Genomic DNA, 26511 nt, shown 5'->3' on the forward strand with positions numbered 1-26511 from the left:
ATTAATTGTTTGTTTTTTATCCGCAATCCCGGGCCTGTGGCTCACAGAAAGGGATGATTGATTCACGCGTTAATAAACGGCGATGAGCTAGACGCTCGGTTTATCCACGGGTTTTCGGCTAAAACCGGAGAGGTTACAGATGAAGGAGGGGGTAAAGTTGCGGGTCGGGCAGACCGACACACTCGTTCGCAAGTGAGTTGTGAAATACTGCATGACGACAGCAATATTGGTTAACATCAGTTTCTTCACCTTATGTTCAGGTGGAGAACTAGCAAAAAGGGAGGGAGGATCAACCTCTGTTTCAGTGGCATTCAAGCCACTTCATGACCCCTTCAAGTAGCGCTCCATAGTTGTTATCAGCTATGGCAGTGTTGATCCTTTCGGAGACAACACCAGCAAAGAGAATCGACCTCTTCTCTTCACTTCGGCGCCGGCTCCTTTCACTAGGTATCAACGGGGGTCAACCTCAACCTGACTACTGATAGGCGGCGCGCCTCTACTTAAGGCACTATCGATTGTGATCTAAATCAATGTTTAAAACAAGAGCTAATTGAGAGTGTTTTTTAGTTTTTTTCCTGGATTGATGTTTTCTCTGCATTTTCATAAGCTGGAGACTCAATAGGAGAAGAACAGGAGTCTTTCCGTTTATGCTAGGGAACAGCAGAAAAGCCTTGCCTCTATCCTTGTGTTTGCTCTTGCTCCTATCGCCTTGCGTTGCATGGGGGCGAGCTCAGGCCCAATCGACCTGACCTACAACTGGGTTGGCTTTGTCTCCCTGGCTATCTTTTGTGTCGCCTATCTGGTGGTGATAGGTGAAGAGTACTTAAGGCTCCACAAGTCCAAGCCGGTATTGATCGCCGCGGGCCTTATTTGGGCGATCATCGGGGCTGTCTCGGTCAAGCATGGCATTTCAGAGGCGGCGGAGCATGCCTTGCAGCGCAACCTCCTGGAATATGCAGAGCTGATGCTGTTTCTGCTGGTGGCGATGACCTATATCAATGCGATGGAGGAGCGACGGATCTTCGATGCCCTGCGAACCTGGATGGTTCGTAAGGGGTGGAACTACCGGGCGCTGTTCTGGATCACTGGTATTCTCACCTTCTTTATCTCTCCGGTGGCGGATAACCTGACCACGGCGTTACTCATGTGCTCCGTGGTGCTCAAGGTTGCCCGGGGCGATCGGCGCTTTATCAATATTTGTTGTATCAATATCGTGGTGGCTGCTAACGCCGGGGGCGCGTTCAGTCCCTTTGGTGATATTACCACCCTGATGGTGTGGCAGGAGGGCAAGGTCACCTTCATCCAGTTCACGGCGCTGTTTCTGCCTTCCGTGGTTAACTTCTTATTGCCAGCCCTGTGCATGCACTTTTTTGTCCCTAAAAAATCACCACGTCCCTCCGACGAGTACATAGAGATGAAGCGTGGCTCCTGGCGGATCATCGGCTTGTTTTTGTGCACCATAGCCACGGCGGTGGCGATGCACAGCGTGCTGCATTTGCCTCCGGTGGTCGGCATGATGTTGGGATTAGGTTATCTTCAGTTCTTTGGCTACTATCTGCGCTGCTCTTTGCCTTCAACCCTGGCGCGCAGCCGCGCTGAAGCTTACGCCCGTGGAGATGAGCGAGCTCTCAAGCGCCTTGGTAACATAGTGCCGTTTGATGTGTTTAGCCGGATCGCTCGTGCCGAGTGGGATACCCTGCTGTTCTTCTATGGGGTGGTTCTGTGTGTCGGGGGACTGGGTTTTCTGGGGTATCTCTCCATGGGGTCTGAGCTCCTTTATAGTCATTGGAGCTATACCCAGGCAAATACGGCACTGGGCCTGCTGTCAGCTGTGATCGATAACATTCCTGTGATGTTTGCGGTTTTGAGTATGGATCCGGCAATGTCACTGGGCCAGTGGCTGATGATCACCCTGACGGCAGGCGTAGGCGGCAGCCTGCTCTCCATCGGCTCGGCGGCAGGGGTTGCACTGATGGGCCAGGCGAGGGGATATTACACCTTCTTTGGGCACCTCAAGTGGTTCCCTGTGTTGTTGGTCGGTTATCTGGCCAGTATCTGGGTCCATCTCTACCTCAATAGCGCCCTGTTTTAAACAGCGCTCTGCAAGGAACTTCTGTGCCTGTTTGCTGGTGCACCTTCCCCTGAGGCTTGCTGCAAAGTTGGGGTGTTTTGGGTATCTTTTTCTACACTAGAAGGAGATCTCAGATAAACAGGCAGAGTCATGATCCGAGCCTTCCTTTTTTTACTGCTGGCCTGCTTTTGTCAGTCCGTGGTTAGTCAGACGGTCACTCTTTCAACCGGGGAGTGGTCTCCCTATAATTCAGAGAAACTCAAATATGGAGGCATATCGAATGGGTTGGTTGAGGAGGCCTTTGCCCAGGAGGGGATAAAAGTTGACTATATCTATACCTCCTGGCCCAGGGCTTACCGGATCTCTGAGGCTGGCGAGGTCGCCGGAACCTGCTGTTGGTATGAATCGGATAAACGCCGCAAGACGCACTTTTACAGCGATCCGATCGTCAGTGATAGTGTGGTCTGGTTTCATCTTAAGGGCCGGCCGATTAAATGGCAGAGTATGAAGGATCTCAAGGGGAAACGGATCGTTGCGATTCGGGGATTTACCTATAACGAGGCCTTCTATAAAGCGATCGAGCAGGGGGTTATTGATGTAACCTTTGTCAATCGGTTGCAACAGTGCTTCGACATGATCCTGGCGGGTAGAATGGACCTGACCTTGGAGGGAGTCGACCGGGGTTATTACGTGCTGAGGAAAAACTATCCTGAGAGTGAAAACCTGTTTACCAATAATCCCGAGCCGGTGGTCGTGACTCCAATCCACTTTCTTATTTCTAAGAAGCACCCGAATGCGAAAAAATTGATGGAGGTCTTCAATCGGGGGTTGTCAAAGCTTAAAGCTCAGGGGCGGGTCGAAGAGATCCAGCTGTTGGGGCGCCTGGGTAAACTACATCTCAATTAGGGGTGTGCTTAGTAAGTGACTTGTTATTTCATGGTCAGGATGACTTTACCTTTTTGGCCAGGAGAATGATTGAGCTCTTCCTTTTAGTGTGACCGCTACTTCTAATTGCAAGAATGATGAGGTTGTTCGATTTGAATTAGTGGCCTGTGAGTCACTCTAGTCCGATGGGGTTTTTGTGGTGCTGTTGGGGAGCAGGCGTAAAATGGTACAGATGACGACAAATAGCAGCACGCAGACCCCCAGACTCAGCCAGACTGAGTGGGTGTATCCCAGCAGTATATAGCCAATCAATGCGATCGAGGCGACCATCAGGGCGTAGGGGATCTGGGTCATCACATGATCAATATGATGGCAGCCGGCACCCGTGGATGAGAGTATGGTGGTATCCGAGATCGGTGAGCAGTGATCGCCAAACACTGAGCCTGCCAGTACCGCAGATAGCATGGGGATCATCTGAGTCATATCGGCACCGGCGGCCAGATCGCCGGCGATCGGCAGCATGACACCGAAGGTTCCCCAGCTGGAGCCGGTCGAGAAGGCCATGATCCCAGAGAGCACAAACATCAGGGCAGGCAACAGGTGTGAGGGGATATTCCCCTGAGCCAGTGACGCAAGATAATGACCGGTATGGGTATCACTGATCACATGCCCGATACACCAGGCGCTAAGCAGGATCCAGATCGCTGGCAACATGGAGCTAATCCCGCTGCGTAGGGTGAGCCACCAATGTTGGATACTCTGCTTTTGTGGGATGACTAAAATGATGGTAGAAGCCAGGCTGATGATGCTACCAAACAGCAGCGAGATGCCGACCTGGGTATTCTGTAAGGCGCCCAGGATGCTGAAGCTGGCGCTTTGCTGCGTGAGGGCCTGAGCACCAGTGATTATCATCAGGGCAATGGTGCCGAAAATCAGCAGAGCGATCGGCACGATCAGGACCCGGACCCGTCCGTCTTCGGCGACAGGAAGCTGTTGGCAAACGCCCGGAGGCGTTCCTTTTTTGGGATCATAGAGTTGGCCTGCCAGGGCGTTTTGCTCCTGGCGTTTCATCGGGCCAAAGTCATACTCCATCATCACCACAAACAGCACCATCAACAGGGTAAAAATTGCGTAGAAGTTCATCGGAACCATCTGGGCAAATACCGCCAACGGCGATTGCCCGGTCAGGTGATGGGCGGTCAAAATTCCACCGATGACGGCGATGATGTAGGCTCCCCAGCTGGAGATCGGCATCAGGACGCATACAGGGGCGGCCGTTGAGTCTAACAGGTAGGCAAGCTTGGCCCGGGAGATCTTGAAGCGATCGGTGAGGGGGCGACAGATAGTTCCTACCGACAGTGAGTGGAAGTAGTCATCGATAAAGAACAGAAATACCATTAAACCAGTGAGTTTTTTCGCCTGCTTTCGGGTATGGATAAACTGCTGGCCCCAATCGGTAAAAGCCCGGGTAGCCCCACTGATAGTCATCAGGCTGATCATACACCCCAGCAGCAGTAAAAATAGCAGGATGCAGACGTTATTTTGGTTTAATGCTCCGGCGTGCCAAAAAATATCAGTGAAGGTTGCAGCGATATACTTACCGGCCTCAATAGGGTGGCCACCGGTGAGCATCAGTGAACCGACAAGGATCCCGATCCCCAGAGATAACAGAACGCGACGGGTGATGATGGCTAAGGCGATGGTCGCAATAGGAGGAAGCAGTGAAAGAATTGAGTCAGCATAGTCCACATGGGTCATAGAGTGCTTCCTTAGGTCGAGCCAGCAACATCCGGGTCTGCATGTTTGCCCTGTTATTTCAGACAACTCATATAACAAAAAGCGTGGGTGATGGTGGCGGATAACTCAAGCCGGAATTCGCGGCTATCAAGGACTCATCACTGGTGGGGACCTTTGGCTGCCGATGAGGCCGTGCTACTATCGCTTTTTTGAGACTTTAGCGATTTAGTAAACTCGCTGGGACAGATGGGATCATAGCGGGTGATGAGCCGCACAAGGAGAGTTGATGTATTGGCTGTTATTGCTGATAGTTACCGGGTTTTATTGCTACGAGTTTTTCTTAAGGATTTTTCCCGGGCTGGTGGTGCCGCAATTGGTCGCTCAGTATCAGACTCAGGCTCTGGGGATCGCCGAGTTTGCTTCTGCCTATTACATCGCCTACCTGCTGGCTCAGATCCCGGCGGGACTACTGTTTGATCGCTTCTCGGTGAAGAAGGTCCTGACGGGGGCACTTGCCCTGTGTATCTGCGGCTCATTGATCTTTATGGCAAGCTCCCTGATGTGGCAGGGAATTGCCGGAAGAGTCCTTATCGGGATCGGTTCAGCATTTGCTTTTGTCGGGGCCCTCTACGTGACCAAACGCTACCTGCCGGCAAGGTATTTCACGACCATCACATCCCTGGTGATCTCTCTTGGGACTATAGCCGGTGCCTTTGGGCAGGTTTTTGCGTCCAAAATGATCCACCAGTTTGGCTGGCAACAGAATATGTGGGGGATTGCCCTGATTGGAGGGGGGATCATCGCTGCGATCCTGCTGTTACCCTCGCGAAAGCTTGCCGGTGGCGCGACCCAAACCGCCCAGCCACTGGGCCTGTTCTTCGCCCAGACCTGGCAACTCATCAAAAATCGTCAAATTTGGGAAAATGGCGTGGTGGGGGGCTTATTTTATCTGCCTACTTCAATTTTTGCCGCCGTCTGGGGGATCACTTTTCTGGTGGGGCAGTATCAGCTGGATAAGACCCAGGCCTCGTTTGCGATCACCCTGATCTTTTTGGGGTGGGCTCTGGGCGCTCCCGTGGTGGGGTGGTTGTGTGACAAGTTTGGTTGTGAGCGTCGGCTGATGATGGGGGGCGCACTGGTGGCGGCGCTGCTGATCAGTGGAGTGCTGTATAGCAACCAGTTAACACTGGCAACAATCTATGGGGCTCTGTTCGCGTTTGGTCTGGCTTCAAGCTCACAGGTGATCGTGTGGCGTATTTTCCACCAACAGCACTTCAGGCAGGAGGTGATAGGCACCGCTTCGGCACTGACCAATATGGTGATCATGATGTCGGGCGCCTTATCACAATTTCTGGTGGGGGCTTTGATCAACCTCACTCATAACTACCGGGATCCCGGTGCGGCCAGCCCATTTAGTGTTGAAGATCTCAAGGTGGCACTGGTGGTGCTTCCCCTGTGCTTGCTGTTATCTGCGGTGCTGAGTTATCGCCTTACACGCAGGGAGCTTCCCGCTTCACCTATGATCACCCAGGCGTCCTGAAGTGCCAGGCAACGGGAGTTGCCCTTGCTGTTCCGGGTTCAGGAATAGACAATAGCCCGATTTGAAACGAGAAGAGTCCCTATGCAACAGCAATCCGAGCCAGGGCTGTGCCCGCTGTGCGGCAGTTTAGAATATGCGCACTACTTTACAGACAGTCGGCGTGATTATTGGCTCTGTGAGCACTGCGGCCTGGTGTTCGTCGCACCGCAGCAGTATCTGAGTGAAGCGCAAGAGCGTGCCGAGTATGATCTTCATCAAAACTCCCCCGATGATGCAGGGTATCGCCGATTCCTGGGGCGTGTCTTCGATCCGATTTGCGCCAGGATCTCAGCCGGGGCCCGGGGGTTAGACTTTGGTTGTGGTCCCGGGCCGACCCTCTCTTTGATGTTTGAGGAGGCCGGTTACCCGGTGGCACTGTATGATCACTTTTACTATCCACAGCCTTCGGCTCTGCAAGCTAAATACGATTTTATCACTGCAACCGAGGTGGTGGAGCATCTTCATCAACCGATGCAGGTGATTAAGATGTTGGTGAACTGCTTAAAACCCGGGGGAGTTCTGGGGGTGATGACCAAGCTGGTCAAGGATCGCCAGGCGTTTGCCAACTGGCACTATAAGAATGATCTCACCCATGTGTGCTTCTTCTCCCAACAGACTTTCCGCTGGTTAGCCGGTGAGCTTGAGCTACAGCTTGAGTTTATTGGCTCTGACGTGATCCTGCTCAGCCAAGGTTAATCTCTCAACCTTGGCTGAGCCTGGTTTGGCTAAAGTTTGAAAGAGCCGACCTGCTCGCGCATATGGCTGACCAGCTCGTTTAACTGTTTGACGGAACCTGATAGCTTGTCCGTTTCATCACTGGATTGGCGGGTAATATCGTTGACCATGACGATACTGGCGTTAATGCTCTCAGCAACACTCGCCTGCTCTTCGGCAGCGGTCGCCACCTGGCTGTTAAGATGAGAGATGTTATCGACCGAGCTCATGATATTTTGCAAGGCTTCACCAGCCTCCTGAACCTTGTGATTGGTTTGCTCAACCTGGGATGATCCCTGATCCATTGATTCGACTGATTCTCTGACGCCCCCCTGCAGTTTTTCGATCATCTGCTCTATCTCCTGAGTGGAGTGCTGGGTTCTCTGTGCCAGGTGGCGAACCTCATCTGCGACCACGGCAAAGCCGCGCCCCTGTTCACCGGCCCGGGCGGCCTCGATTGCTGCGTTCAGGGCCAGTAGATTGGTCTGTTCTGCAATTCCCTTAATCACATCCAGAACCTGTCCTATGTTCTCGCTCTCAGCCGAAAGGTTATTCACTACCTGCTGGATCTGCTCAATCCGTTCAGAGAGGGTCTGCATCCCTTGAATTGACTGGTTTACCACCTCATGACCTGTTGTCGCGTGATTTAGGGCTGTCGTCGCAGCGTCTGAGGCGTCGGTGGTGCTCTTGGCGACTTCATTGACGGTGGCTGTCATCTGGTTCATCGCTGTTGCGGTTTGCTCGGTTTCACTTTGCTGTTGTAGCATGCGATCTGAGGTCATCTGGGTAAAATGATGCAGCTCTGAGGATGCATCCGAGATGGTATTGGTTACACCGGATATATTGCTCAAAATGGTGCGAAGGTGCTCAAATAGTTGATTCAGGTTATAGGAGATCCGTCCCAGTTCATCGTGATTATAGATCTCAAACTGGATCTTTAGATCGGAGTTTTTTCGGGCCAGGTTTAGTCCCGACATGATATTGTTGACCGGCTTCATGACCGAGCGGTTTAACCAGACCCCAAGTACGATACAGATAAGGATCACCAACAGGGTCAGCCCGTTAAACAGATAAAGGGCACTGCTATAGATGGAATCGATTCGATCCCGCTCTTCGGCGGCAACCTTGAGCTGCAGATTCACCAGCTCGGTGATCTTGTTACTGATGGGATCTATGGTTTGATAGGCTAACGGAATACTCTCCTGTAGTTGGCCTGGGATATTTCCCTGTTTGGAAGCGAGCAGGGAGAGGATATTACGGATCTCCCGGTTCGCAGGCACAAATAGCTGCTTTGCCTGTTCGGCCAGACTTGCTTCTTCGGGCGTGAGCTTGGTTGCCAGGTAACTGGACCATACTTTACTGATCCTTGCTTGCGCCTCACTAATTCCCTGAGAAGCCTCCTGAGCTGTCATGATCCCCGCATTGGTTTTATTGATCGCATCAATGACCAGCACCGCATAATCATCGGCAATACTCTTAAGCTGCTCCAGCGGAACTACCCGATCGTTATAGATAGAAACGACCCCCTGTTGAATCGCGTTCATATTCCGGCTGGCAAGAAATGAGACCAGCACCAGCATAATCAAGGGTATGGTGAGTGAGATCAGGATCTTGTGTCTGACCTGTAACTTATTCATGGCTCGCTCCCTGCCCGTTGTTCCATTATCATCTTTAACTTAGAACATATTTCCTGACTAAAACAGTCGGATATAGAGTCGCCGATCAATTAATCCACAAGAGTGACGCAATGACAGAATATGAGTTGCAGCGAAAAAGCAGTCAGTTATTGGAGCAGGATCCTCTTCGGCTTCACTGCCTACAGGCGGCCAGGACTCTCGAGCTACCAGATTGGTATCTGGGGGCGGGTTTTGTTCGGAATCTGATCTGGGATCACCTGCACCATAAGAGGGAGCCGACGCCATTAAATGATGTGGATTGTGTCTTCTTCGATCCTCAGGATCTCTCCCGGGAAAAGGAGCTTGCTCTTGAAAATCGGCTTCGTCAGTTAGTACCTCAGGTTTGCTGGGAGGTTCGTAATCAGGCCAGAATGCATCTAAAGCATGCTGATGCGCCATATAGGGACAGTGCCGATGCCATTGCTCAGTGGGTTGAGGCGCCGACCTGTGTCGGAGTCAGGCTCCTGGGCTCAGGGAAGATGATGTTTACCGCACGCTTTGGTCTTAAGGAGAACTGGTCACTCAAGGTCAGGCCAAACCCTCTGGTCAATCGCCCAATCTCTTTATACAGACAGAGGGTCCGAGACAAGAATTGGCAGCAAAACTGGCCAAATTTAACTGTTTTTGAGATGGCGTGATCCCGGTTTTTGATCTTTATCATCAGACTCGATATGGTGAGATAGAGTCATTAGAGAACAGCGGTTGGAGAGTTTGGATGAAACAGGTGATCAGTGCTTTACTGCTGGCGTGTGGGGTTGCGCTGGCAGGATGGTTTATAGGACATAACTATCTTCAGGTAAATGAACAGAAAACAGTTGCGGTGAAGGGATTGGCTGAGCGGGATGTAAAGTCGGATCTGGGAATTGCAACCTTTCGCTATAGCGCTACGGCGGATACTCTTCCGGTGCTTTATCGTAATTTAAAGAGCTCGCAGGATGCGATCATCACGTTTTTAACCAAGTCCGGGTTTGCTAAAAAAGAGATCCAGATCGGTTTGCCGAATGTTACGGATAACTTCAGTAACAATTATGGGGATAACCGCAAGGCGAAGCGCTATAAGGCCGCATCCCAAATTATCTTGATGACTCATGATGTCGATTTGGTGGGTAAATCGCTTCAGCAAACTGACCAGTTGGTCTCTAAGGGGATAGTGCTGGATAACGTTCAGCTCACCTATCGCTACACCAGCCTGAACCAGATCAAGCAGCAGATGCTGACCGAGGCGGTGAAGAATGCGCAGAATGCCGCCGAGGTATTTGCAACCAATGCCCATGCCAAGCTAGGGAAAATTAAGTTTGCTTCACAGGGACAGTTCAGTATCTCGGATGCAAACGGCAGCTACTCGAATAATGATGTGATGAAAAAAGTGAGGGTAGTGAGTTCGGTTCGATATCAACTGCATTAACTGACAAGAACCTGGCTCAGGGCTTGGCAGCTTACCTTGAGCTGGGTTCGATGCTTGGTTCAGCTGCGTTCAGAGTTAACCTATAACAAAATCACTCAAGTGTGAGCTGCTAGTGAGTCAGGAAGAGTCTGGCTCTCTATAATGGTCCCATAGGCTAAACTGCCACTCATAGAAGGAGCTATCGTGACTGTCTACGCCGTTATCAATGCTGTAAACCTGGATAATGATGAGCTAATGGATGAACAGATCCAGCTGGTTAAAGATTACATCGAAGAGCCTGAGTTTCATCCACTGCTGGCATCGAAACATCTGCTGGTGGAGCTGGCGGGTATGCTGCAGATTGGTGACCATGTAGTTCTCTGTGATTACCGCTCGGTAGAGCTTGAGAAGCTAACAAAATTGGTCATCGTTTCAGGCTGTATCCTGACCATTCTCGGTTAGCTAAAAAGACCGAGCCTGGCCTCCTGCTGTCACAGGGGGCTGGCTGTAGAGCTACTTATCCTCCGGTCGTTTAAGGATCGCTTGGTTTTGCTCTCTTAAAGTCGCAAACCGCTGCTCCAGGGTATGCAGATGTCCGGGGACGGGAGCTATCATCACCTTTCCTTCACCACTAAAGGTATTCACTAATCCCTCCCCGGAAAATAGCGTCGATAGTAGCTTGCGGGATGATTTAGCGACTTCGAAGGTGACGCACTCCTGGCGAGCGACCGCAAAGTTACCATCCACAGTTAGTTTACGCCCGGCAAGATCAATGGTCTGAATCGGGCCGGGGGAGCTGATGACCAGCTTTCCTGTGCCAGAGACTTTGGTCTGGAAGTACCCCTCATCACTTAAAAGCCCTCCGATCATCTTATTTTGAAAAAGCTCAAGCTCCAGTGATAACTCGGAGGCAACATAGCAGCCTTGATCGATGATCCACTGTTCATCCTGAAGTTCGACTACTGTGAAGTTGTCAAAACTGGGTTCCAGCCAGATCTCTCCCTTGCCCTGATAAATCGGCCGAATCATTTTCTCTGACGTGAGGAGTGACTTGAAAAAACCAGTGATGGAGGGGGCCTTCGCCTCCATCTCTATCTCCCCTAAAGACCAGGAGAGCTGACCGGATTCTGTTTGAACTGCATCATCTTCAAGGGTGATTTTCAGCTGGTGGTAGAGTTGCTGCTCAAGGATTTCAAAGTGAATCATGGTGATATCTCATTTTTATGAGAGGGCTTATTTCAGGTTAGTTCATATCCAGGCCGCAGGAATGGGAGCTAAAGCATAGCCAAGTGGATATGTGATAGATAGATCACATTTTGCAAAATCGATTTAGCAAAAAGAGTTGTCACAGCTGAAAGGTGTCGGCTAGGCTGAATTTGTTTGTAATTAAGCTATTTTGAATTGAGGTCATCCAGCGTCATTTTTTCTTGATAAAGAAATGAATCTGATTAGAGCTATAACTGAAACTCATAGAGTTATTCCTAGGGTCACGGGAACGATTTTATTAGAGTGTGCGGAACATTAAATCCGACTGTTCGGTTCAAATTGTCATCTCAGAGCTATGAAGAAGGAGACTTTATGTTATCCAGAAAATTATCATTGTTTCTATTTGGATTCTGGCTACTGGGCATATGGCAGATCGCCTTTTGGACAATCACTGATGATTGGGAAAACAACTGGGCTTCTGAAAAACCGACGGTCAGCTCATCTTATCAATCTCAAAGTACTGACACACAGATGCATAAGATGTAATTGCTATTTTTCATGGCTCTATCTATTCACCGTGACTCAAGGAGATGATGATGGCAGATATAATAATGACAATCACACAACCGGATGCAAATCAGGTATTTGATACCTCTGATTCCGTGAGGATTCAGGTATCCATTTCGGGTGATGATACCAGTCAAATCAATAAAGTATCCTTCTACTATCAGGGGCAAGGAGATGAATCTGCAAGCTTAATCGACTCTGATAGCTTACCTGATCCTCAGTGTAGCTGGAGTGCTCCATCTGTTAAGAGTGATACTGAATATACTTTATCTGCTCAAGCCTTTTCATATGATGGAACTGCGATAGGGGATGTGGCAACTTGCAGTGTCAGGGTAAACAAAGATCCATCAGTCCAGAATAAAACGCCTTACGAAAATGGCTCACAAAATCTTGGATATGGAAGTGATGGGAAAGATTTTGGGGCCGATTGGGGGAAAGCCAACTTTTCAATAACAGCTCAGAACAAGTGGGGACTAACCTTAGGCATCTCTCAGAATATAACCGTTGGTATGAAATCCTATACCACTATTGGCGGGACCTTTAATGTCAATGTCGCTTTTGGCGCGGACTTCAATCTGACGGGAAAGCTGGGAGTCAGTGCAGGTTGTAAGTCTAATTTTGATAGTAAGGTGGTAGATCTCAGAGCGGATAGTGAAGAGGTTGCTGCTTCAAAATTTGAAGCAAAGTTGAATAAGACAGGTGTAGTCCTGGGTTTAAAAACAGTAATGGACTCTCATGTAAAAGCATTGAATAAGCGGGTAAATATCACTAATCAAGATATAGTATCATGCCAGTCAAAAGTGCGACAGCATACGACTTTAATTAGCTCACACTCTAATAAATTTGATCAGGTTAACAATAGATTTAGTTCAGTTTCTTCAAGTATAGAAAGTGTTCAATCACAGTTGTCGGACTTGAATTCCGATATCCAATTTGTTGATTCCAGGGTTTGTCAGGCAAAGAGTGAGATAAAAAGTAATACAGCACGAATAGAATCAATAGAGGGTGTAGTGATTGTTGGTTGACATGATTTGTTATTTGTGGGGTTTTCAAGTACATTCCTAGCTAATAATTTCACTCTTACTCTGAAAGAGCTTTTTAACAAAAACCTCCTGAGATATCTAACTCGAAACGACTATTATGGTTGTAGATGGAATTGATAATATATGACTGGTGAGCCCTGTTGATCTGGGGTTAAATCTCAAATATGAAGAAAAGTCAGATTTTATCTGAATTGAGGAATGGCCGTTTAATGAGGTAGGTATAAGCATAAAAGTATCGGATATAGTATCCAATCAGGCTTAGGTATTGTTCATACTTTTTCGAGAGTCATGATTATGGTTTGAGCAGTTTTTATATCGAGGTGATTCTGTTCAAGAGATGAGGAGGATATATAGTTCGGTTAACTTTTGTGGTACTTGTATGGCGACTATCCTGCTTGGAAGAATTTCAAAAATGAGTGATGAAATCTAACACCATGATAATTTTAATGCTGAATTAAGTAGAGGACAAATGTCGTTTTGATCACAGTTTGCTAAACTGGTTTAGCATTTGGCTGTATAAAGCGCAGTTTTGGGTTAGTCTGGAGTCGGTGATTTATTGTACAGGCCCATACTAAGCAGTTTTAGCTGCTATGACTAATACTCATATATTCCCGGCTTTGAATGAAGCAGCTGTTATCTGAATCAAGGCTGAATTCGAGCTGATATTCCTATAAGGAATGAATATATTCATAGTTATAGAAATAAATCAGGTGTAAAATGATTTTTGATAACTGTTTGATTTGTATTGGATAAGATTAAAAATTCACATATCAACTGTAAGGTTATCGGAAGTGTTTTAATTTAACGAAAGGCTGCAAGGGGCATTTATTGTAAGGGTCACACAATAATCATCACTATTGACATCTTCTGGATATCGAATCAGAAATCTATTTCCATAATTCTGGCATGGATTTCTCCTTCAAGAGGAGCTGATAATGACAGATCTAACCCTTAGCCTGACAAGTTCAAAAACGGCTTGTAATGTATCTGATGAGATTACACTGAGCGCATCGTTCACTGGTGATGATAGTCTCCTGGAGAAAATAGAATTTTATGGATGCGAAAAAAGTAAGTGGAGTGAGGAGGATATAGGAGATCTCATCTCCTCAGACACGCCTCCTAACCCGAGGGCAGCCTGGACAGCTCCTTCTAAAAAAAGTGATACGGTTTATATATTTACAGCTAAAGGACTGCAGAAGGATGGGAGCCAGTTGGGCGAGCTCGTCACTTGTAATATCACTGTCAAAAAAGATCCGGCCGAGCAGAATAATACGCCCTATGAGAATGGCTCCCAAAACCTGGGCTATTGCAGTGACGGTACAAATTGGGGCTTCGGTTGGGGGGATGCCAATTTTTCAATTAAAGCCCAGAATAAGTGGTCTCTCACCCTTGGGATTGCTCAGGATATTACGGTTGGAGCAAAGTCCTATACATTAATTGGTGGCAGCACCTCGATCAATTTTGCTGTGGGGCTTGATGTAAACTGCACTGCGAAGATTGAGCTTGCTCTGCTTGAGAAAAAGCTTTCTTTCAAGGGATTTAAGTGTAAGTACCAGAGCGATAAAGTGGTTGCTGAAGAGTTTGATACTAAGCTTCAGAAGTCAGAAGTGATCATGTCTATGATGAACTTCACCAATAGTGAGCTCAATGCAGTTGGGCAAAAGATCGCGACTAACACTCAATCAATACAAACGAATGCACAAAATATTACAGCTCAGACCAATCGAATCGATACTTCGATTCAAAGAATTGATGATAATGAGATGTCCATTGTCAATGTCGCTCTGAGTGTGGACGATACAGAGGCCGAGCTCAGAAGCTGCACAACACGCGTGGATCAAGTTTCAGCACAAGTGCAGCAAGTATCGACCCGGGTTGATAACGCAGAAACCGCGATCAATACGGTTGGGGGAGTTGCTATGACGACGGCTGCGATCATGATGTTTTCGTAGAGAAATATTTTGCATTAGAGCAGAGTCATACAGTTGTCATAAAGGCAAACTAGAATTTCCAGCAGCATGAAATAGAGCATAGTGGTGGGATGAGAATGCATGAAGAGAAGGTTTAAAAAATGATGAACTTCTATCTGATTTCATTCGTTCTCTTTAATAAATACGGAGAGTTATTGAAAAGGGTTTCAATCCCGTAGGGAACGTTCCCATTTTGTGATCAAGATAACTTTTTTCATAAATTGTTCTTTCTATCATTAAATGGCTCTGACGTCAGAGGATGTCATAACTTTTTGAATGTGGGTTGATATAGCTATTTGAGACCCCATCTATTTTGTATGGCCAACCTTGTTGGCCAAGGAAAATGAAAAGGGAGTTTTTCAGGATCAGGATGATGGCATTGCTTATTCAGCTTTTATTCAATCAATTCTGGTTTTATAGGAATACTCCCGGCGAGATGTGGCGGCTCTCACCGTAAAGGGTGTAACAGACGGACATCTGTTTACTAGCGTATTCGAGAAGGAGAAGTTGGAGATGGCAAAAGAAGGCTCGTTGGCTCCAAAAGAGCGGGTGAATATTGTATATCGTCCCGCAACTGGTGGAGCTCAGGAAGATGTTGAGCTGCCTCTCAAGATGTTGGTGGTCGGTGACTTTACCCAGCGCGAAGATGAGCGCATGGTGGAAGAGCGCGCCCCGATCAATATCGATAAGGATAATTTCAACGAAGTACTTAAGGCCCAGGGACTGGAGCTTGAGATGAATGTACCACGCCGCCTGGCTGGCTCAGTTGAGGATGATTTGCTTCCGGTGAGCCTGAAGTTTGATTCCCTGCGCGATTTTGAGCCGGATCAGATTATCCAGAAGGTTCCGGAGCTGGCCAAGCTGTTGGAGCTGCGTGAAGCCCTCAAGGCCCTCAAGAGTCCACTGAGCAATGTTCCGGCGTTTCGTAAAAAAATTCAGGCTTTAGTTCAGGATGAGTCCGCCAGGGAAGCTCTTTTAGCCGAGCTGGGTATTGATGCAGAAGAAGCTCAGGGAGAAGAGGTCGATGGCTGATCAACAAGTTGCAGAGGCAACCACAGATACTCAGGCAGATCAGGTAAACTTCCTTGATGATATCGTTGAAGCGACCCGCCTCAATCCGGAAGATCAGGCCTACTCGGTGACCCGCAGCGGCCTGCAGGCGCTGCTGACCGACCTGGTCAAGCCCGAATACCAGGGTGCCAAGGTCTCCGGCGATCTGGTGGACGCGATGATCGGTGAGCTGGATCGCCAGCTGTCGGTGCAGGTCGATGAGATTTTGCATTGTGAGGAGTTTCGTACCCTGGAGAGCTCCTGGCGTGGCCTCAAGTTCCTGGTGGATCGCACCGATTTTCGTGAGAACGTGCGCATCGAATTCGTGAACCTCTCCAAGCAGGATCTGATGGATGACTTTGAGGATAGCCCTGAGGTCGTCAAATCCGGCCTGTACCAGATGGCCTACACCGCTGAGTATGGCCAGTTCGGTGGCCAGCCCTACGGCACCATCATAGGCAACTATGATTTCGATCCCGGTCCCCAGGATATGAAGCTGTTGCAGAACCTCGCTTCTGTTTCGGCGATGGCTCACGCCCCCTTCATTGCAGCGGCAGGCTGTGGCTTCTTCGGCATAGAGAGGTGGGAAGATCTTCCCGGGCTTAAAGATCTGCACTCGGTCTTTGAGGGCCCTCAGTACGCCAAGTGGAACTCGTTTCGTGACAGCGAGGATGCCCGCTATGTGGGGCTGACCCTGCCACAGTTTTTGCTGCGTCTGCCCTATGGTCAGAGTACCGCACCGAGCAAGCTCTTCAACTACAACGAAACCGTCAGTGACGGTGACCGTGACTACTGCTGGGGCAATACCGCGTTTGCTTTTGGTAGCCGCCTGTCCGACAGCTTCGCTCAGTATCGCTGGTGTGCCAACATCATCGGCCCTCAGAGTGGCGGTGCGGTGGAAGATCTGCCGCTCTATCAGTTCCAGTCGATGGGCGAGACCAAGACCAAGATCCCGACCCAGGTGTTGATCTCCGAGCGACGTGAATATGAGCTGGCCGAAGAGGGCTTTATCGCGCTGACCATGCGTAAGGGCAGTGACAATGCGGCGTTTTTCTCCGCCAACTCCTGCCAGCGTCCCAAGACCTTTGGCAACTCGCCGGAGGGCAGGGAGGCTGAGCTTAATTACCGGCTCTCCACCCAGCTGCCTTACATGATGATCATGGATCGACTGGCGCACTACATTAAGGTGCTGCAGCGCGAGCATATCGGCTCCTGGAAGGAGCGTCAGGATCTGGAGCGAGAGCTCAATAAATGGGTCAGTCAGTATGTGACCGAGATGGATAACCCGCAGCCGGATGTTCGTAGCCGGCGTCCGTTGCGGGCGGTTGAGATTCAGGTGAATGATGTGCCGGGTGATCCCGGTTGGTATCAGGTGTCACTGAAGGCACGCCCACATTTTAAGTATATGGGCGCATCATTTACCCTTTCACTGGTCGGCAAGCTCGATAAAGAGTAGTGCAGATCATTTTGTCTAAAGTAAGGAGAAATAAGTCATGGCTTTGACTATGTATATGTCAGTGAACGGTAAGAACCAGGGTGAAATCAAAGGCGGTTGTACCCAGGCTGGCGAGAAATTGGACAAGGTTCTGGTATATGCCTTTGATCACAACGTTGAGATCCCTAAAGATACGCACACCGGCCTGCCGACCGGCCAGCGTATCCACCATCCGCTGACCATCACCAAGGCTCGCGATGTAGCCTCTCCAAAACTGCTCAAGGCCTGTACCTCAGGCGAGCAGTGCACCGTTAATATCGATTTTTATGACATCGATACCGATGGCACCGAGAAGAAGTACTACTCGATCCAGCTGGATGAGGCGATCATCGTGAATCGTAACACCAATACTCCACACACTTTCCTGGAAGAGAACAAGCCCTACAAGGATATGGAACAGGTCTCCTTCACCTACTCCAAGATCACCGAAACCTTTATGGACGGTAACATCGAGGTTATGGACTCCTGGAAAGAGTCTTAACGGATAGGGGGCGGCCGGGCCGCCCCTCTTTTTACCACAGGGAGGTGTGATGCGTACCGAGCGTTTATTGGAGCGGATCCGTTACGGTGAAAATCCCGACGGTCACGACAGTGAGCTGGTGCGTCTGAGCAGCTCGGTGACCCGCTACCTGTCGCGGATGCTCAACACTCAGCAAGGCAGTGCCCTGACGGTGCCCGATTTCGGGATGCCGGATCTCAATCAGGTGCGCTTTGGGGAGGGATTGGAGAATCTGCGGGGACTGGAGCGGGTCATTGCCGATCTGATCTTGCGGTATGAGCCCAGGGTGGAGCGGGTTCAGGTTGAGTTCATACCCCAGGAGACGGATCGTCTGTCGCTGGTCTTTAAGATCAGGGCAGGCATACGTTATGAGAATAATCTGGTGCCCGTGGTGTTTGAAACCGTGCTGGGCCCGGATGGCCGTATCTCGGTCGCGGAGAGCTGACGGACAGGGAATGATTAATCGATACTATCAGCAGCAGCTGAGCTACCTGCGGGAGCTCGGCATCGAGTTTTCCCGCAAACACCCGGCGCTGGCGCCGATGCTGGCCGGGCAGAACGCCGATCCCGATGTGGAGCGGCTCCTCGAAGGGACCGCCTTTTTATCGGGGATGGTGCAGGAGCGGCTGGATGATGATTTTCCTGAGATCATCCATGGTCTGACCGAGCTGTTGTTTCCCCACTACCTGCGGCCGCTGCCGGCGGCCACGATGATCCAGTTTCGTCCCAAGCCGGGGCTCAAAGAGCCGCTGACCATCAGGTCGGGGGTGGAGCTTGCCTCGGTGGAGCGGGACGGACAAAGCTGCACCTTTACCACCTGCGGCGATGTGGAGCTGTTACCGCTCACCCTGGAGTCAGTCGTCACCCGAAATGACCGGGTGCGGCTGAGTTTTAACCTGCAGGGGATGCCCCTTGAAAGCTGGCAGAGTGATTCGCTGCGGCTTTTTCTTCGGGGCAACTACAGTGAGGCGGTGGAGCGCTTCTCCACCCTGAGCCGCCATCTCAAGGGGGTGCGATTGCATGCCGGAGGGCGCTCGGTGCGCCTGAGCACCGAGCAGGGTTTTCGGGTGATGCCCGAGGATGACGGGATGCCGCTCTTTCCCTATCCGAGCAATGCTTTTCGGGCCTTTTTATCGGTGCAGGAGTATTTCCTGCTGCCGCAGAAGTTTCTGTTCTTCGAGCTCAGGGGTCTCTCCTGGCTACGCCAGTTTGGTGAGCTGGGCAGTTTCGAGGTGGAGCTGGAGCTTGGGACCGATAGTCTGGAGCTCCACGGCGGGCATCTGGCGCTGTTTTGTGTGCCGGCGGTCAATCTTTTCTCCCACCATGCGGACAGTATACTGCTGGACCATCGGCTGCCCGAGTATCGGGTGAGCCCCTCGGGGGGCGAGAGCTACCAGGTCTATTCGGTGGAGCGGGTCACCGGTTTTGAGCAGGGCTCGGCCCGGGCTCGGGAGTATCGGCCTTTTGCGATGTTTAATCCCCAGGCGGAGCAGGTGCCGGTCTACTCACTGCGGCGTCGCCAGTCGACCCTGGGCAGCGGCTCGGATCTGTTTTTGTCGGTGACCTACCCGAAAAAGGTGGGGCAAATTCAGCGTGAGAGCCTGGCGCTGCAGGTGCGCTGCACCAATGGTCAGCTGGCGGATAAGCTGCAATACGGGGATATCTGTCGCCCCACCGAGAGCTCGCCGGCGTTGGCGGAGTTTTCCAACATCATCCCGCCCACCATGTCGGTGGAGTGCCCGCTGGGGGATAACCTGCTGTGGCGGATGCTGTCTCATCTTTATCTCAACCAGCTGAGCCTGTCGAAAAAAGAGAATCTCATCGCCATGCTCAAGCTCTATATCTTCACCGACTCCCAGGCGCGGGCCAAGGTGCTGGCGAACACCAAACGGGTGGAGGCGATCCGCGATCTGAAGATGGAGACGGTGAATCGATTGCACCGGGGGATTTTGGTGCGGGGCAGCTCGCTCCGATTGCAGCTCGACCCTGACGGCTTTCCCAGTCGCGGCGACATGTACCTGTTTGGCGCTATGGTAAACCGATTGCTGTCGGCCTATTCAAGCATCAACAGTTTTACCCAACTGCGGGTGGATAACCTGCATGATAAAGAGAGCTTTTTATGGCCCGCGCAGATCGGCTCACGCAGCCTGGTGTAATCGAGGAGCTTAAGACTCGCCCCGAGCTGTTCAGCTATGTGCAGGCGCTGCGGCTGCTGCGTTGGCAGGGGGAGGGCAGTGATTACCTCAAGCGTCGGGTGCGCAGCCGTGCCCAGTTGTCGCTGGGTTTTCCGGCCACCGATGTGGTGGGTCTCACCGAGCAGGGGAAACAGACCACCCTGACCACCACCTTCCTGGGGCTGTATGGTCCGGCCTCACCGCTCCCCACCTTCTACACCGAGGAGCTGCTGGATGAGGCCAACGAGGATGGCTGCGCGACCCGGGATTTTTATGATGTCCTGAGCCAGCCCTTCTTCGAGCAGTATTTTCGGGCGTGGGAGAAGTACCGGCTGTTGCCGCAACTGGTGGGGGCGCGTAACCCCAAGCTGCTGGAGCGGTTGTTCGCCCTGGTGGGGATCCAGAGTGACACCCTGGCGGGGAGTGAGGCGGAGGCTTTTGAGCTGCTGCCCTATATGGGGCTCCTCAGCCAGGGGATGCGCTCGGCCCAGGGGCTGGAGGCGCTGATGCGTCATCTCATCGGGGCCGACTCCAAGGTATGGCTGGAGCAGTGGGTGGAGCGCTGGGTGGAGATCCCGGGCGAGCAGCGCTGCGGTCTGGGAGAGGCCAATAGTGAGCTGGGTGGCGAGTGTTATCTGGGCAGTCAAATTCGCGATTGCAGCAGTGCCTGCCGCATTCATGTCGAGGTGAATGATCGCGCCCTGTTTGAGTCGCTGCTGCCGGGGGCGCCCCTGTATCAAAAGATTTTGAAATTTTTACGCCACTATATGCTGGATATGCTGGACATGGAGCTGCGTATCTGGCCGGGAGCGAATGTGGTGGGCGAGCCGGTGCTGAACTCCCGGCAGGGCGCGCTGCTGGGGATGAATGCCTGGCTGGGCGGCGTGCCCCACCACCTGACGTTGCCACTGAATTACCTTCAAGGAGAGAGAGTCGATGGTTAACATTAGTTTGAAAACCCTGCTGGGCAAACTGAACTACTACTGCAGCAACACCCTGAACAATGCGGCGGGGCTGTGTGTGTCGCGCACCCAGTATGAGGTGACGCCGGAGCACTGGCTGCTCAAGTGTCTGGAGGCCCGGGAGGGGGACTGGCAGGCAATTTTGACGGCCCAGGGGGTGGATGTGAACGCCCTTATCATCAAACTCAATCGCTCCTTGGAGGAGCTGGCGACCGGCAACAGTGGCAAGCCGGTGTTCTCGCCACGTTTAACCGATCTTCTGACCGATGCCTGGCTCGTCGCCAGTGTCGATCTGGAGCTTGCACAAATTCGCTCCGGCGCCGTGTTGCTGGCGCTGCTGGCCAAGCCGATGAGTTACGGGCAGAGCGGTTGGTTTGAGTGCCTGCGCAAGATTGACCGTGAGCAGTTGCAGCAGCAGTTTTTTGCGCTGGTACGTGAGTCGGCGGAGCAGGCAGAGCCGGCGGCGACCGAGGGTAAAACCGAGGGTGGGGAATCCAAGGCGGGCGGCTTTGTGGAGCGGTTTTGCATCGACTTTACCGCCAAGGCGGCGGGCGGCACCCTGGACCCTGTGTTTGGCCGGGATCCGGAGATCCGCCAGATGGTGGATATCCTGGCCCGGCGGCGTAAGAACAACCCGATTTTGGTGGGCGAGCCCGGGGTGGGCAAGACCGCGGTGATGGAGGGATTGGCGCTGCGCATTCACGAGGGGGATGTGCCGGAATCGTTAGAACAGGTACGGCTCTTGGGGTTGGATATGGGGGCCCTGGAGGCGGGTGCCGGGATGAAGGGGGAGTTTGAGAATCGCCTCAAGGGGGTGATCGATGAAATTAAGAGCAGCGAGCGGCCGATTATCCTGTTTATCGATGAGGCCCACACCCTGATCGGGGCCGGGGGCAGTGTCGGGGGCTCGGATGCGGCGAACCTGCTCAAACCGGCGCTGGCGCGGGGAGAGCTTAAGACCTGTGCGGCGACCACCTGGGGGGAGTACAAGAAGTACTTTGAGAAAGACCCGGCGCTGGCGCGGCGCTTCCAGCTGGTGAAGCTCGATGAGCCGAGCGTTGCCACCTCGGCGCTGATTTTGCGTGGGTTGCGGGATTCCTATGAGCGCAGCCACCAGGTGGTGATCCGCGACGATGCGTTGCAGGCGGCGGCGGAGCTGAGCGATCGCTATATCAGCGGGCGGTTTTTGCCGGATAAGGCGATTGACCTGATGGATACCGCCTGTGCCCGAGTGAAGGTGAATCTCAGGGCGACGCCACCGGCGCTGGAGGATGTGCAGCGGCGTATCCAGGCGCTGAGTCGTCAGCAGCAGGGGCTGGAGCGGGATGCCGAGCATGGTCAGGCGATCGACCCTGAGGCACTGGCGGAGCTGAAAGAAGGGATTAGTGAGGGGGAGGTGCAGGCCGAGGCATTGACGGCGAGCTGGCAGGCGGAGCAGCAGGCGGTGCAGGTGGTGTTAGCGGTGCGCGAGAAGCTCGCGCAGGCGCAAGAGAGTGAGCGGACCACCTTGCTGGATGAGCTGAATGCGGCGCGGGAGGCGCTGGCCGAAGTGCAGCAGGAGCCACCGATGCTGGCCTATGAGGTGACCCCAGAGCTGATGGCGCAGGTGGTGTGTGACTGGACCGGGATCCCGCTGGGTAAGATGGCCCAGGATCAGGCAAGTCTGCTGCTGAATCTGGAGCAGGAGATGGGGGCCCGAATTAAGGGGCAGGATGCGGCGCTGGGTGCGCTGTCGACCGTGCTGCGTGCGGCCAAGTCGGGGTTGACTAAGCCGGAGCAGCCCCTTGGAGTCTTCTTGTTGGTGGGGCCCTCGGGGGTGGGTAAGACCGAGACCGGGCTGACCCTGGCGGAGCTGCTGTTTGGTAGCGAGAGTCACTTGGTGACCATCAACATGAGTGAATTCCAGGAGAAGCACACGGTGAGCCGGCTCATCGGTTCGCCTCCGGGTTATGTGGGCTATGGCGAGGGCGGGATGCTGACCGAGGCGGTGCGCCAGCAACCCTACAGCGTGGTGCTGCTTGATGAGGTGGAAAAAGCCCATCCGGATGTGTTGAACCTCTTCTACCAGGTGTTTGATAAGGGGGTCCTCAACGATGGCGAGGGGCAGACCATCAACTTTGCCAACACGGTGATTTTGCTGACCAGTAATCTGGCCAGTGATGTGATCACCGAGCTGTGTGGTGAGGGCTGTGATGCCGAGACCATCGGCACTGCCATTCGGCCGATGCTCAATGAGCACTTTAAGCCGGCGCTGCTGGCACGGATGACGTTGCTGCCCTACGGGGCCTTGCCCAATGAGGCGATGGCCGAGATCACAGAGCTCAAGCTGGGGCAGCTGAAGCAGATGCTCAAACACAACAATGGGGTGACCTTGAGTTACTCCGATGCGGTGGTGGAGCAGATCGTGGCGCGCTGTGATGAGAGTGAGACCGGGGCGCGCAACATCGACTTTATCCTCAATGGCCGGGTGCTGCCGGAGCTCTCCAGGGCGGTGCTGGCGCAGATGGGGGATGAGTCGTTGCCGGCGGTAATCACCCTTAGCTGTGATGATGCAGGCAACTTTGAGTTTGATTTTAGCGAGTCGGTCGGGGAGGGAGCATGAGCCTGAATCAGAGTAAGTTTTTATTTAATGCCAGCGGCTGGGAGTCCGATGCCTTCTCTGTGGTGCGCTTTGAGGGCGAAGAGGGACTCAGTGAGCTCTATCGTTTTGAGGTGACCCTGGCTTGCCAGGATATGGAGCTGGAGCATCGTAAGCTTCTAAGCGCCGAGTGTACCTTTACCATCGATCGTGAGCAGAGTGATGCCCAGAATTTTCATGGGGTTCTGGCCGGGGTGCAGGTACTGGGTGAGTCCCATGGCGCCATTTATCTGAAGGCCACCCTGATGCCACGGGTCTGGGGGCTCACCCTGGGCGTGGGCAGCCAGATCTTTTTGGATAAGAGTATTCCGGAGATCATCGAGGCGGTTCTCAAGGATAGGACTAATAATGGGGTCTTACCTAATTATGAGCTACAGCTGAGCGGTGACTATGAGCCCCGGGAGTATGTGTGTCAGTACAATGAGTCGCCATTTCATTTTATCTCACGGCTGATGGAGCAGGAGGGGATCTACTACTACTTTGAGCAGCGTGAAGGTGAGGAGGTACTGTGTATCCGGGATCACCTGATGGCACATAAGGCAAAAGAGGATTCGGCTCTGAGTTACTCCCCGGCAACCGGGCTGGAAAACTCCGTCTATGAGGAGGTACTGACTGAGTTTATCTCCAATGATGAGCGGTTACCGCAAGGCGTCTTGCTCAAGGGGTATGACTATGAGCGGCCCGATCTTTTGCCAGAGGGCAAGGCGAAGGTCTCTGACTCCGGGTTTGGTACCGTCTATTACTATGGTGAGAACTTTACCACCCGAGCCGAAGGCAACCGGTTGGCCAAGGTGCGGGCTCAGCAGCTTATTAGTAAAGCGGTTGAGCATCAGGGGGTTGGTTCAGTTCCCTGGCTGCAGCCGGGTTTTCTGTTTAGCCTGCAGGAGCATTTCCTGAGTAGCTTCAACCAGCAGTATTTGATCACCTCGATTGTGCATGAGGGGAGTCAGGCAAGCTATCTGACCCATGGGATAGAGCAGGGCGAAGAGCACAATGGGCTTTATTATCGAAACCGATTCCGCTGTATTCCCTCCATGGTTCAGTATCGCAACTCACTCAAGACCAAGCGACCTAAGATCACCGGGGTACTGAGTGCCTGGATCGATGCGGCAGGCAGTGGCCAGCACGCGATGCTCGATGATCAGGGGCGTTACAAAGTGCTGATGCCCTTTGATCTGTCTGGGCGCGATGATGGCAAAGCCTCCTGCTGGCTGAGGATGGCCCAGCCCTATGGGGGGAGTGGTCACGGAATGCATTTTCCGCTGCTGAAAAAAACCGAAATCTTGCTGAGTTTTGTGGAGGGCGATCCGGACAGGCCTGTGATCCAGGCGACGGTGCCCAATGCAGATAACCCAAGCCTGGTGAATGAGAACACTAACACCCACAATACCATTCAGAGTGCCAGCGGTAGTCAGATCATCATGGATGATACCTCCGGCAAGGAAGTGGTACATCTTAACTGTGGTGGGGCGATGATCTCCTTTGGCCCAGGAGTTAAAGGATTCTAAATCACCCGGAGGAGCTGTTTCTGGCAGCTTCTCCCATTTCTCTCACGCTTCCTCTTGCAGCTCTTCGCAAATATCAATATGACTTGGCTAAGAATGCTAATTAGAACATTCTCACCATAAATGGAGCCAATGCCAGAAACTCATCTGATCGGTTTGACAGTTACGACCCAAATTAATCCGAAAGGACTCTTGTTTTAATAAAAGATCAATATTATAGGGAACGTTCCCATGTTGTGATCCTGTTAACTCTTTTCAGTTTTGATTCGAATTATCATAAGTTGTCTTTTGTAAGCTTGCCTGATTTGAGATCACTAAAGGGAATGGGAGGAAACATCATGGGTTCGATCACAGTCACGACTAAGGATGGAAAAACGACCTACCAGCAGTCCACCACGGTTGCGATCAATGTTGTTGTTAAAACCGCTCAATCCTATGACAAGGTAAAGCTTTTTATTGATGGTAGTCTGTATGACACTAAATTGGCCGGTGAAAATCAGGATGACAGAACGTATGAGTTCAGCTGGACCACGGGCGGGACAGATACCAAAGGCGAGGGGAACCGACTTGAGGCTCAGGCGATCGCCTCCGATGGAAGCGTGGTTCTGGATAGCCGGGATAAAAGCTCGAATGGTTGCTCGATAACAGTCAAGGGTAAGAAAGAGGAAGATGATGGCTGGCAGCATAAAGATTGTGACTGGGATCCCTCAGAAGATTGGAGTGGTGGGCAGAAAAACCTGAGCACAACCACAGCTCCCAAAGGTGCCGCAAACTTTAGCATGGTTGCCAAGAATGTTTACACATTGGCCATGGGGATAGAGCAGGGATTAAATATCGGTGCTAAGAGTTATAGCGTTTGGGGGACTTATGATGAGTTCAACCTGGCTGCGCGTTTCTTTTTGAACCCTGCCTGGGATGTCGGTTGTAAGTATACCGAAATTGTTACCGCCTTTAAGAAAACCTGGGTAACAGGTTATGCAGATAAGGTTGCTGCTGAGGAGTTTGAGGCAAAGTTAAATAAGAGCGGCGCTTTCGGAAGCATGATAAGTGCTACTACGAATCAGGTTGCTGCACTTGGAGAAAAAGTTGAAGTTGTAAGTCAGGTTGTAGAAGCTAACTTTAACGAGATTCAGACGCATGGTCAGCAGATTGAAGCAACACAACAAAGGCTTTCAACCACGCAAACTTCTGTCATGCAAAATTCGTTGAGTACAGCTGTCTTGGGTGTAGCAGTTAATCAGGTGAACTCGAAAGTGGATAATGTCGCTACCGAGGTTAATCAATGTCAAAGCCGCATCGATGGCTGTGCTTGTGCGATTGAGGAGATCTCAGCAATTAGGTTGATAGCATAATTTT

The 26511-nt window shown here is 51.7% G+C and carries 21 protein-coding genes and 1 riboswitch; of the genes, 18 read left to right on the forward strand and 3 right to left on the reverse strand.

The annotated features are described in order from the left end of the window. Positions 1-329 precede the first annotated feature (329 nt). A riboswitch (Lysine riboswitch) is annotated at positions 330-507 on the reverse strand. Positions 508-718: 211 nt separating this feature from the next. After that, positions 719-2092 (forward strand): sodium:proton antiporter NhaD, encoded by a 1374-nt coding sequence (gene nhaD, locus DB847_RS08820; RefSeq protein WP_108652940.1) that lies wholly within the window; start codon positions 719-721, stop codon positions 2090-2092. Between the two features lie 129 nt (positions 2093-2221). After that, entirely contained in the window at positions 2222-2977 is a 756-nt protein-coding gene (locus DB847_RS08825) for a substrate-binding periplasmic protein (protein ID WP_108650346.1), read from the forward strand. Positions 2978-3133: 156 nt separating this feature from the next. Here DB847_RS08825 and DB847_RS08830 read toward each other — a convergent pair whose 3' ends face one another. Then, positions 3134-4714, reverse strand: coding sequence for a Na+/H+ antiporter NhaC family protein (locus DB847_RS08830; RefSeq protein ID WP_108650347.1), 1581 nt, complete (start codon positions 4712-4714; stop codon positions 3134-3136). 265 nt (positions 4715-4979) lie between these two features. Between DB847_RS08830 and DB847_RS08835 the strand changes: the two genes are divergently transcribed. Both DB847_RS08835 and DB847_RS08840 read left to right on the forward strand, forming a co-directional pair. Further along, positions 4980-6233, forward strand: a complete 1254-nt coding sequence (locus DB847_RS08835) for an MFS transporter (RefSeq protein WP_108650348.1) — start codon at positions 4980-4982, stop codon at positions 6231-6233. An 81-nt stretch (positions 6234-6314) separates the two neighbouring features. Continuing rightward, the gene (locus tag DB847_RS08840; protein ID WP_108650349.1) at positions 6315-6968 is read left to right on the forward strand and encodes a class I SAM-dependent methyltransferase; all 654 of its coding nucleotides are present in this window, start codon (positions 6315-6317) and stop codon (positions 6966-6968) included. A 29-nt stretch (positions 6969-6997) separates the two neighbouring features. Here DB847_RS08840 and DB847_RS08845 read toward each other — a convergent pair whose 3' ends face one another. Beyond that, positions 6998-8623, reverse strand: coding sequence for a methyl-accepting chemotaxis protein (locus DB847_RS08845; RefSeq protein WP_108650350.1), 1626 nt, complete (start codon positions 8621-8623; stop codon positions 6998-7000). A gap of 110 nt (positions 8624-8733) precedes the next feature. Here DB847_RS08845 and DB847_RS08850 point away from each other — a divergent pair, with 110 nt between their 5' ends. The 3 genes from DB847_RS08850 to DB847_RS08860 all read left to right on the forward strand — a co-directional run bounded on the left by DB847_RS08850 (position 8734) and on the right by DB847_RS08860 (position 10508). Beyond that, on the forward strand, positions 8734-9300 hold the full coding sequence (locus DB847_RS08850; RefSeq protein ID WP_108650351.1) for a nucleotidyltransferase family protein: 567 nt from the start codon (positions 8734-8736) through the stop codon (positions 9298-9300). A gap of 77 nt (positions 9301-9377) precedes the next feature. Continuing rightward, positions 9378-10067, forward strand: coding sequence for an SIMPL domain-containing protein (locus DB847_RS08855; RefSeq protein ID WP_108650352.1), 690 nt, complete (start codon positions 9378-9380; stop codon positions 10065-10067). 183 nt (positions 10068-10250) lie between these two features. After that, the gene (locus tag DB847_RS08860) at positions 10251-10508 is read left to right on the forward strand and encodes a hypothetical protein (RefSeq protein WP_108650353.1); all 258 of its coding nucleotides are present in this window, start codon (positions 10251-10253) and stop codon (positions 10506-10508) included. A 51-nt stretch (positions 10509-10559) separates the two neighbouring features. Here DB847_RS08860 and DB847_RS08865 read toward each other — a convergent pair whose 3' ends face one another. Further along, a complete protein-coding gene (locus tag DB847_RS08865) occupies positions 10560-11252 on the reverse strand; it encodes an AIM24 family protein (RefSeq protein ID WP_108650354.1) in 693 nt (230 codons plus the stop codon). Positions 11253-11848: 596 nt separating this feature from the next. On the opposite strand from DB847_RS08865, the gene DB847_RS08870 reads away from it, so the two are divergent. The 11 genes from DB847_RS08870 to DB847_RS08920 all read left to right on the forward strand — a co-directional run bounded on the left by DB847_RS08870 (position 11849) and on the right by DB847_RS08920 (position 26507). After that, a complete protein-coding gene (locus DB847_RS08870) occupies positions 11849-12844 on the forward strand; it encodes an Ig-like domain-containing protein (protein WP_108650355.1) in 996 nt (331 codons plus the stop codon). 953 nt (positions 12845-13797) lie between these two features. Then, the gene (locus tag DB847_RS08875) at positions 13798-14814 is read left to right on the forward strand and encodes a hypothetical protein (RefSeq protein WP_108650356.1); all 1017 of its coding nucleotides are present in this window, start codon (positions 13798-13800) and stop codon (positions 14812-14814) included. Between the two features lie 531 nt (positions 14815-15345). Further along, a complete protein-coding gene (gene tssB, locus DB847_RS08880; protein ID WP_108650357.1) occupies positions 15346-15864 on the forward strand; it encodes a type VI secretion system contractile sheath small subunit in 519 nt (172 codons plus the stop codon). Further along, entirely contained in the window at positions 15857-17338 is a 1482-nt protein-coding gene (gene tssC / locus DB847_RS08885) for a type VI secretion system contractile sheath large subunit (RefSeq protein ID WP_108650358.1), read from the forward strand. Before tssB ends, tssC begins: the two co-directional genes overlap by 8 nt. Positions 17339-17375: 37 nt before the next feature. Beyond that, positions 17376-17858 carry a type VI secretion system tube protein TssD gene (gene tssD / locus DB847_RS08890; RefSeq protein ID WP_108650359.1) on the forward strand — a complete coding sequence of 161 codons (483 nt, stop codon included), beginning with the start codon at positions 17376-17378 and terminating at the stop codon, positions 17856-17858. A 49-nt stretch (positions 17859-17907) separates the two neighbouring features. After that, positions 17908-18321, forward strand: coding sequence for a type VI secretion system baseplate subunit TssE (gene tssE / locus DB847_RS08895; RefSeq protein WP_108650360.1), 414 nt, complete (start codon positions 17908-17910; stop codon positions 18319-18321). Positions 18322-18331: 10 nt separating this feature from the next. Beyond that, positions 18332-20032: a type VI secretion system baseplate subunit TssF gene (gene tssF / locus DB847_RS08900; RefSeq protein WP_108650361.1), complete on the forward strand. Its 1701-nt coding sequence runs from the start codon at positions 18332-18334 to the stop codon at positions 20030-20032. Beyond that, positions 19996-20994, forward strand: coding sequence for a type VI secretion system baseplate subunit TssG (gene tssG / locus DB847_RS08905; RefSeq protein WP_108650362.1), 999 nt, complete (start codon positions 19996-19998; stop codon positions 20992-20994). Before tssF ends, tssG begins: the two co-directional genes overlap by 37 nt. Further along, positions 20987-23614 carry a type VI secretion system ATPase TssH gene (gene tssH / locus DB847_RS08910; protein WP_108650363.1) on the forward strand — a complete coding sequence of 876 codons (2628 nt, stop codon included), beginning with the start codon at positions 20987-20989 and terminating at the stop codon, positions 23612-23614. Before tssG ends, tssH begins: the two co-directional genes overlap by 8 nt. After that, positions 23611-25158 carry a type VI secretion system Vgr family protein gene (locus DB847_RS08915; RefSeq protein WP_108650364.1) on the forward strand — a complete coding sequence of 516 codons (1548 nt, stop codon included), beginning with the start codon at positions 23611-23613 and terminating at the stop codon, positions 25156-25158. Before tssH ends, DB847_RS08915 begins: the two co-directional genes overlap by 4 nt. A 233-nt stretch (positions 25159-25391) precedes the next feature. Further along, the gene (locus DB847_RS08920; RefSeq protein WP_159084492.1) at positions 25392-26507 is read left to right on the forward strand and encodes a hypothetical protein; all 1116 of its coding nucleotides are present in this window, start codon (positions 25392-25394) and stop codon (positions 26505-26507) included. Positions 26508-26511: the final 4 nt, after the last annotated feature.

This window comes from Dongshaea marina (assembly GCF_003072645.1).
Lineage (GTDB): Bacteria > Pseudomonadota > Gammaproteobacteria > Enterobacterales > Aeromonadaceae > Dongshaea > Dongshaea marina.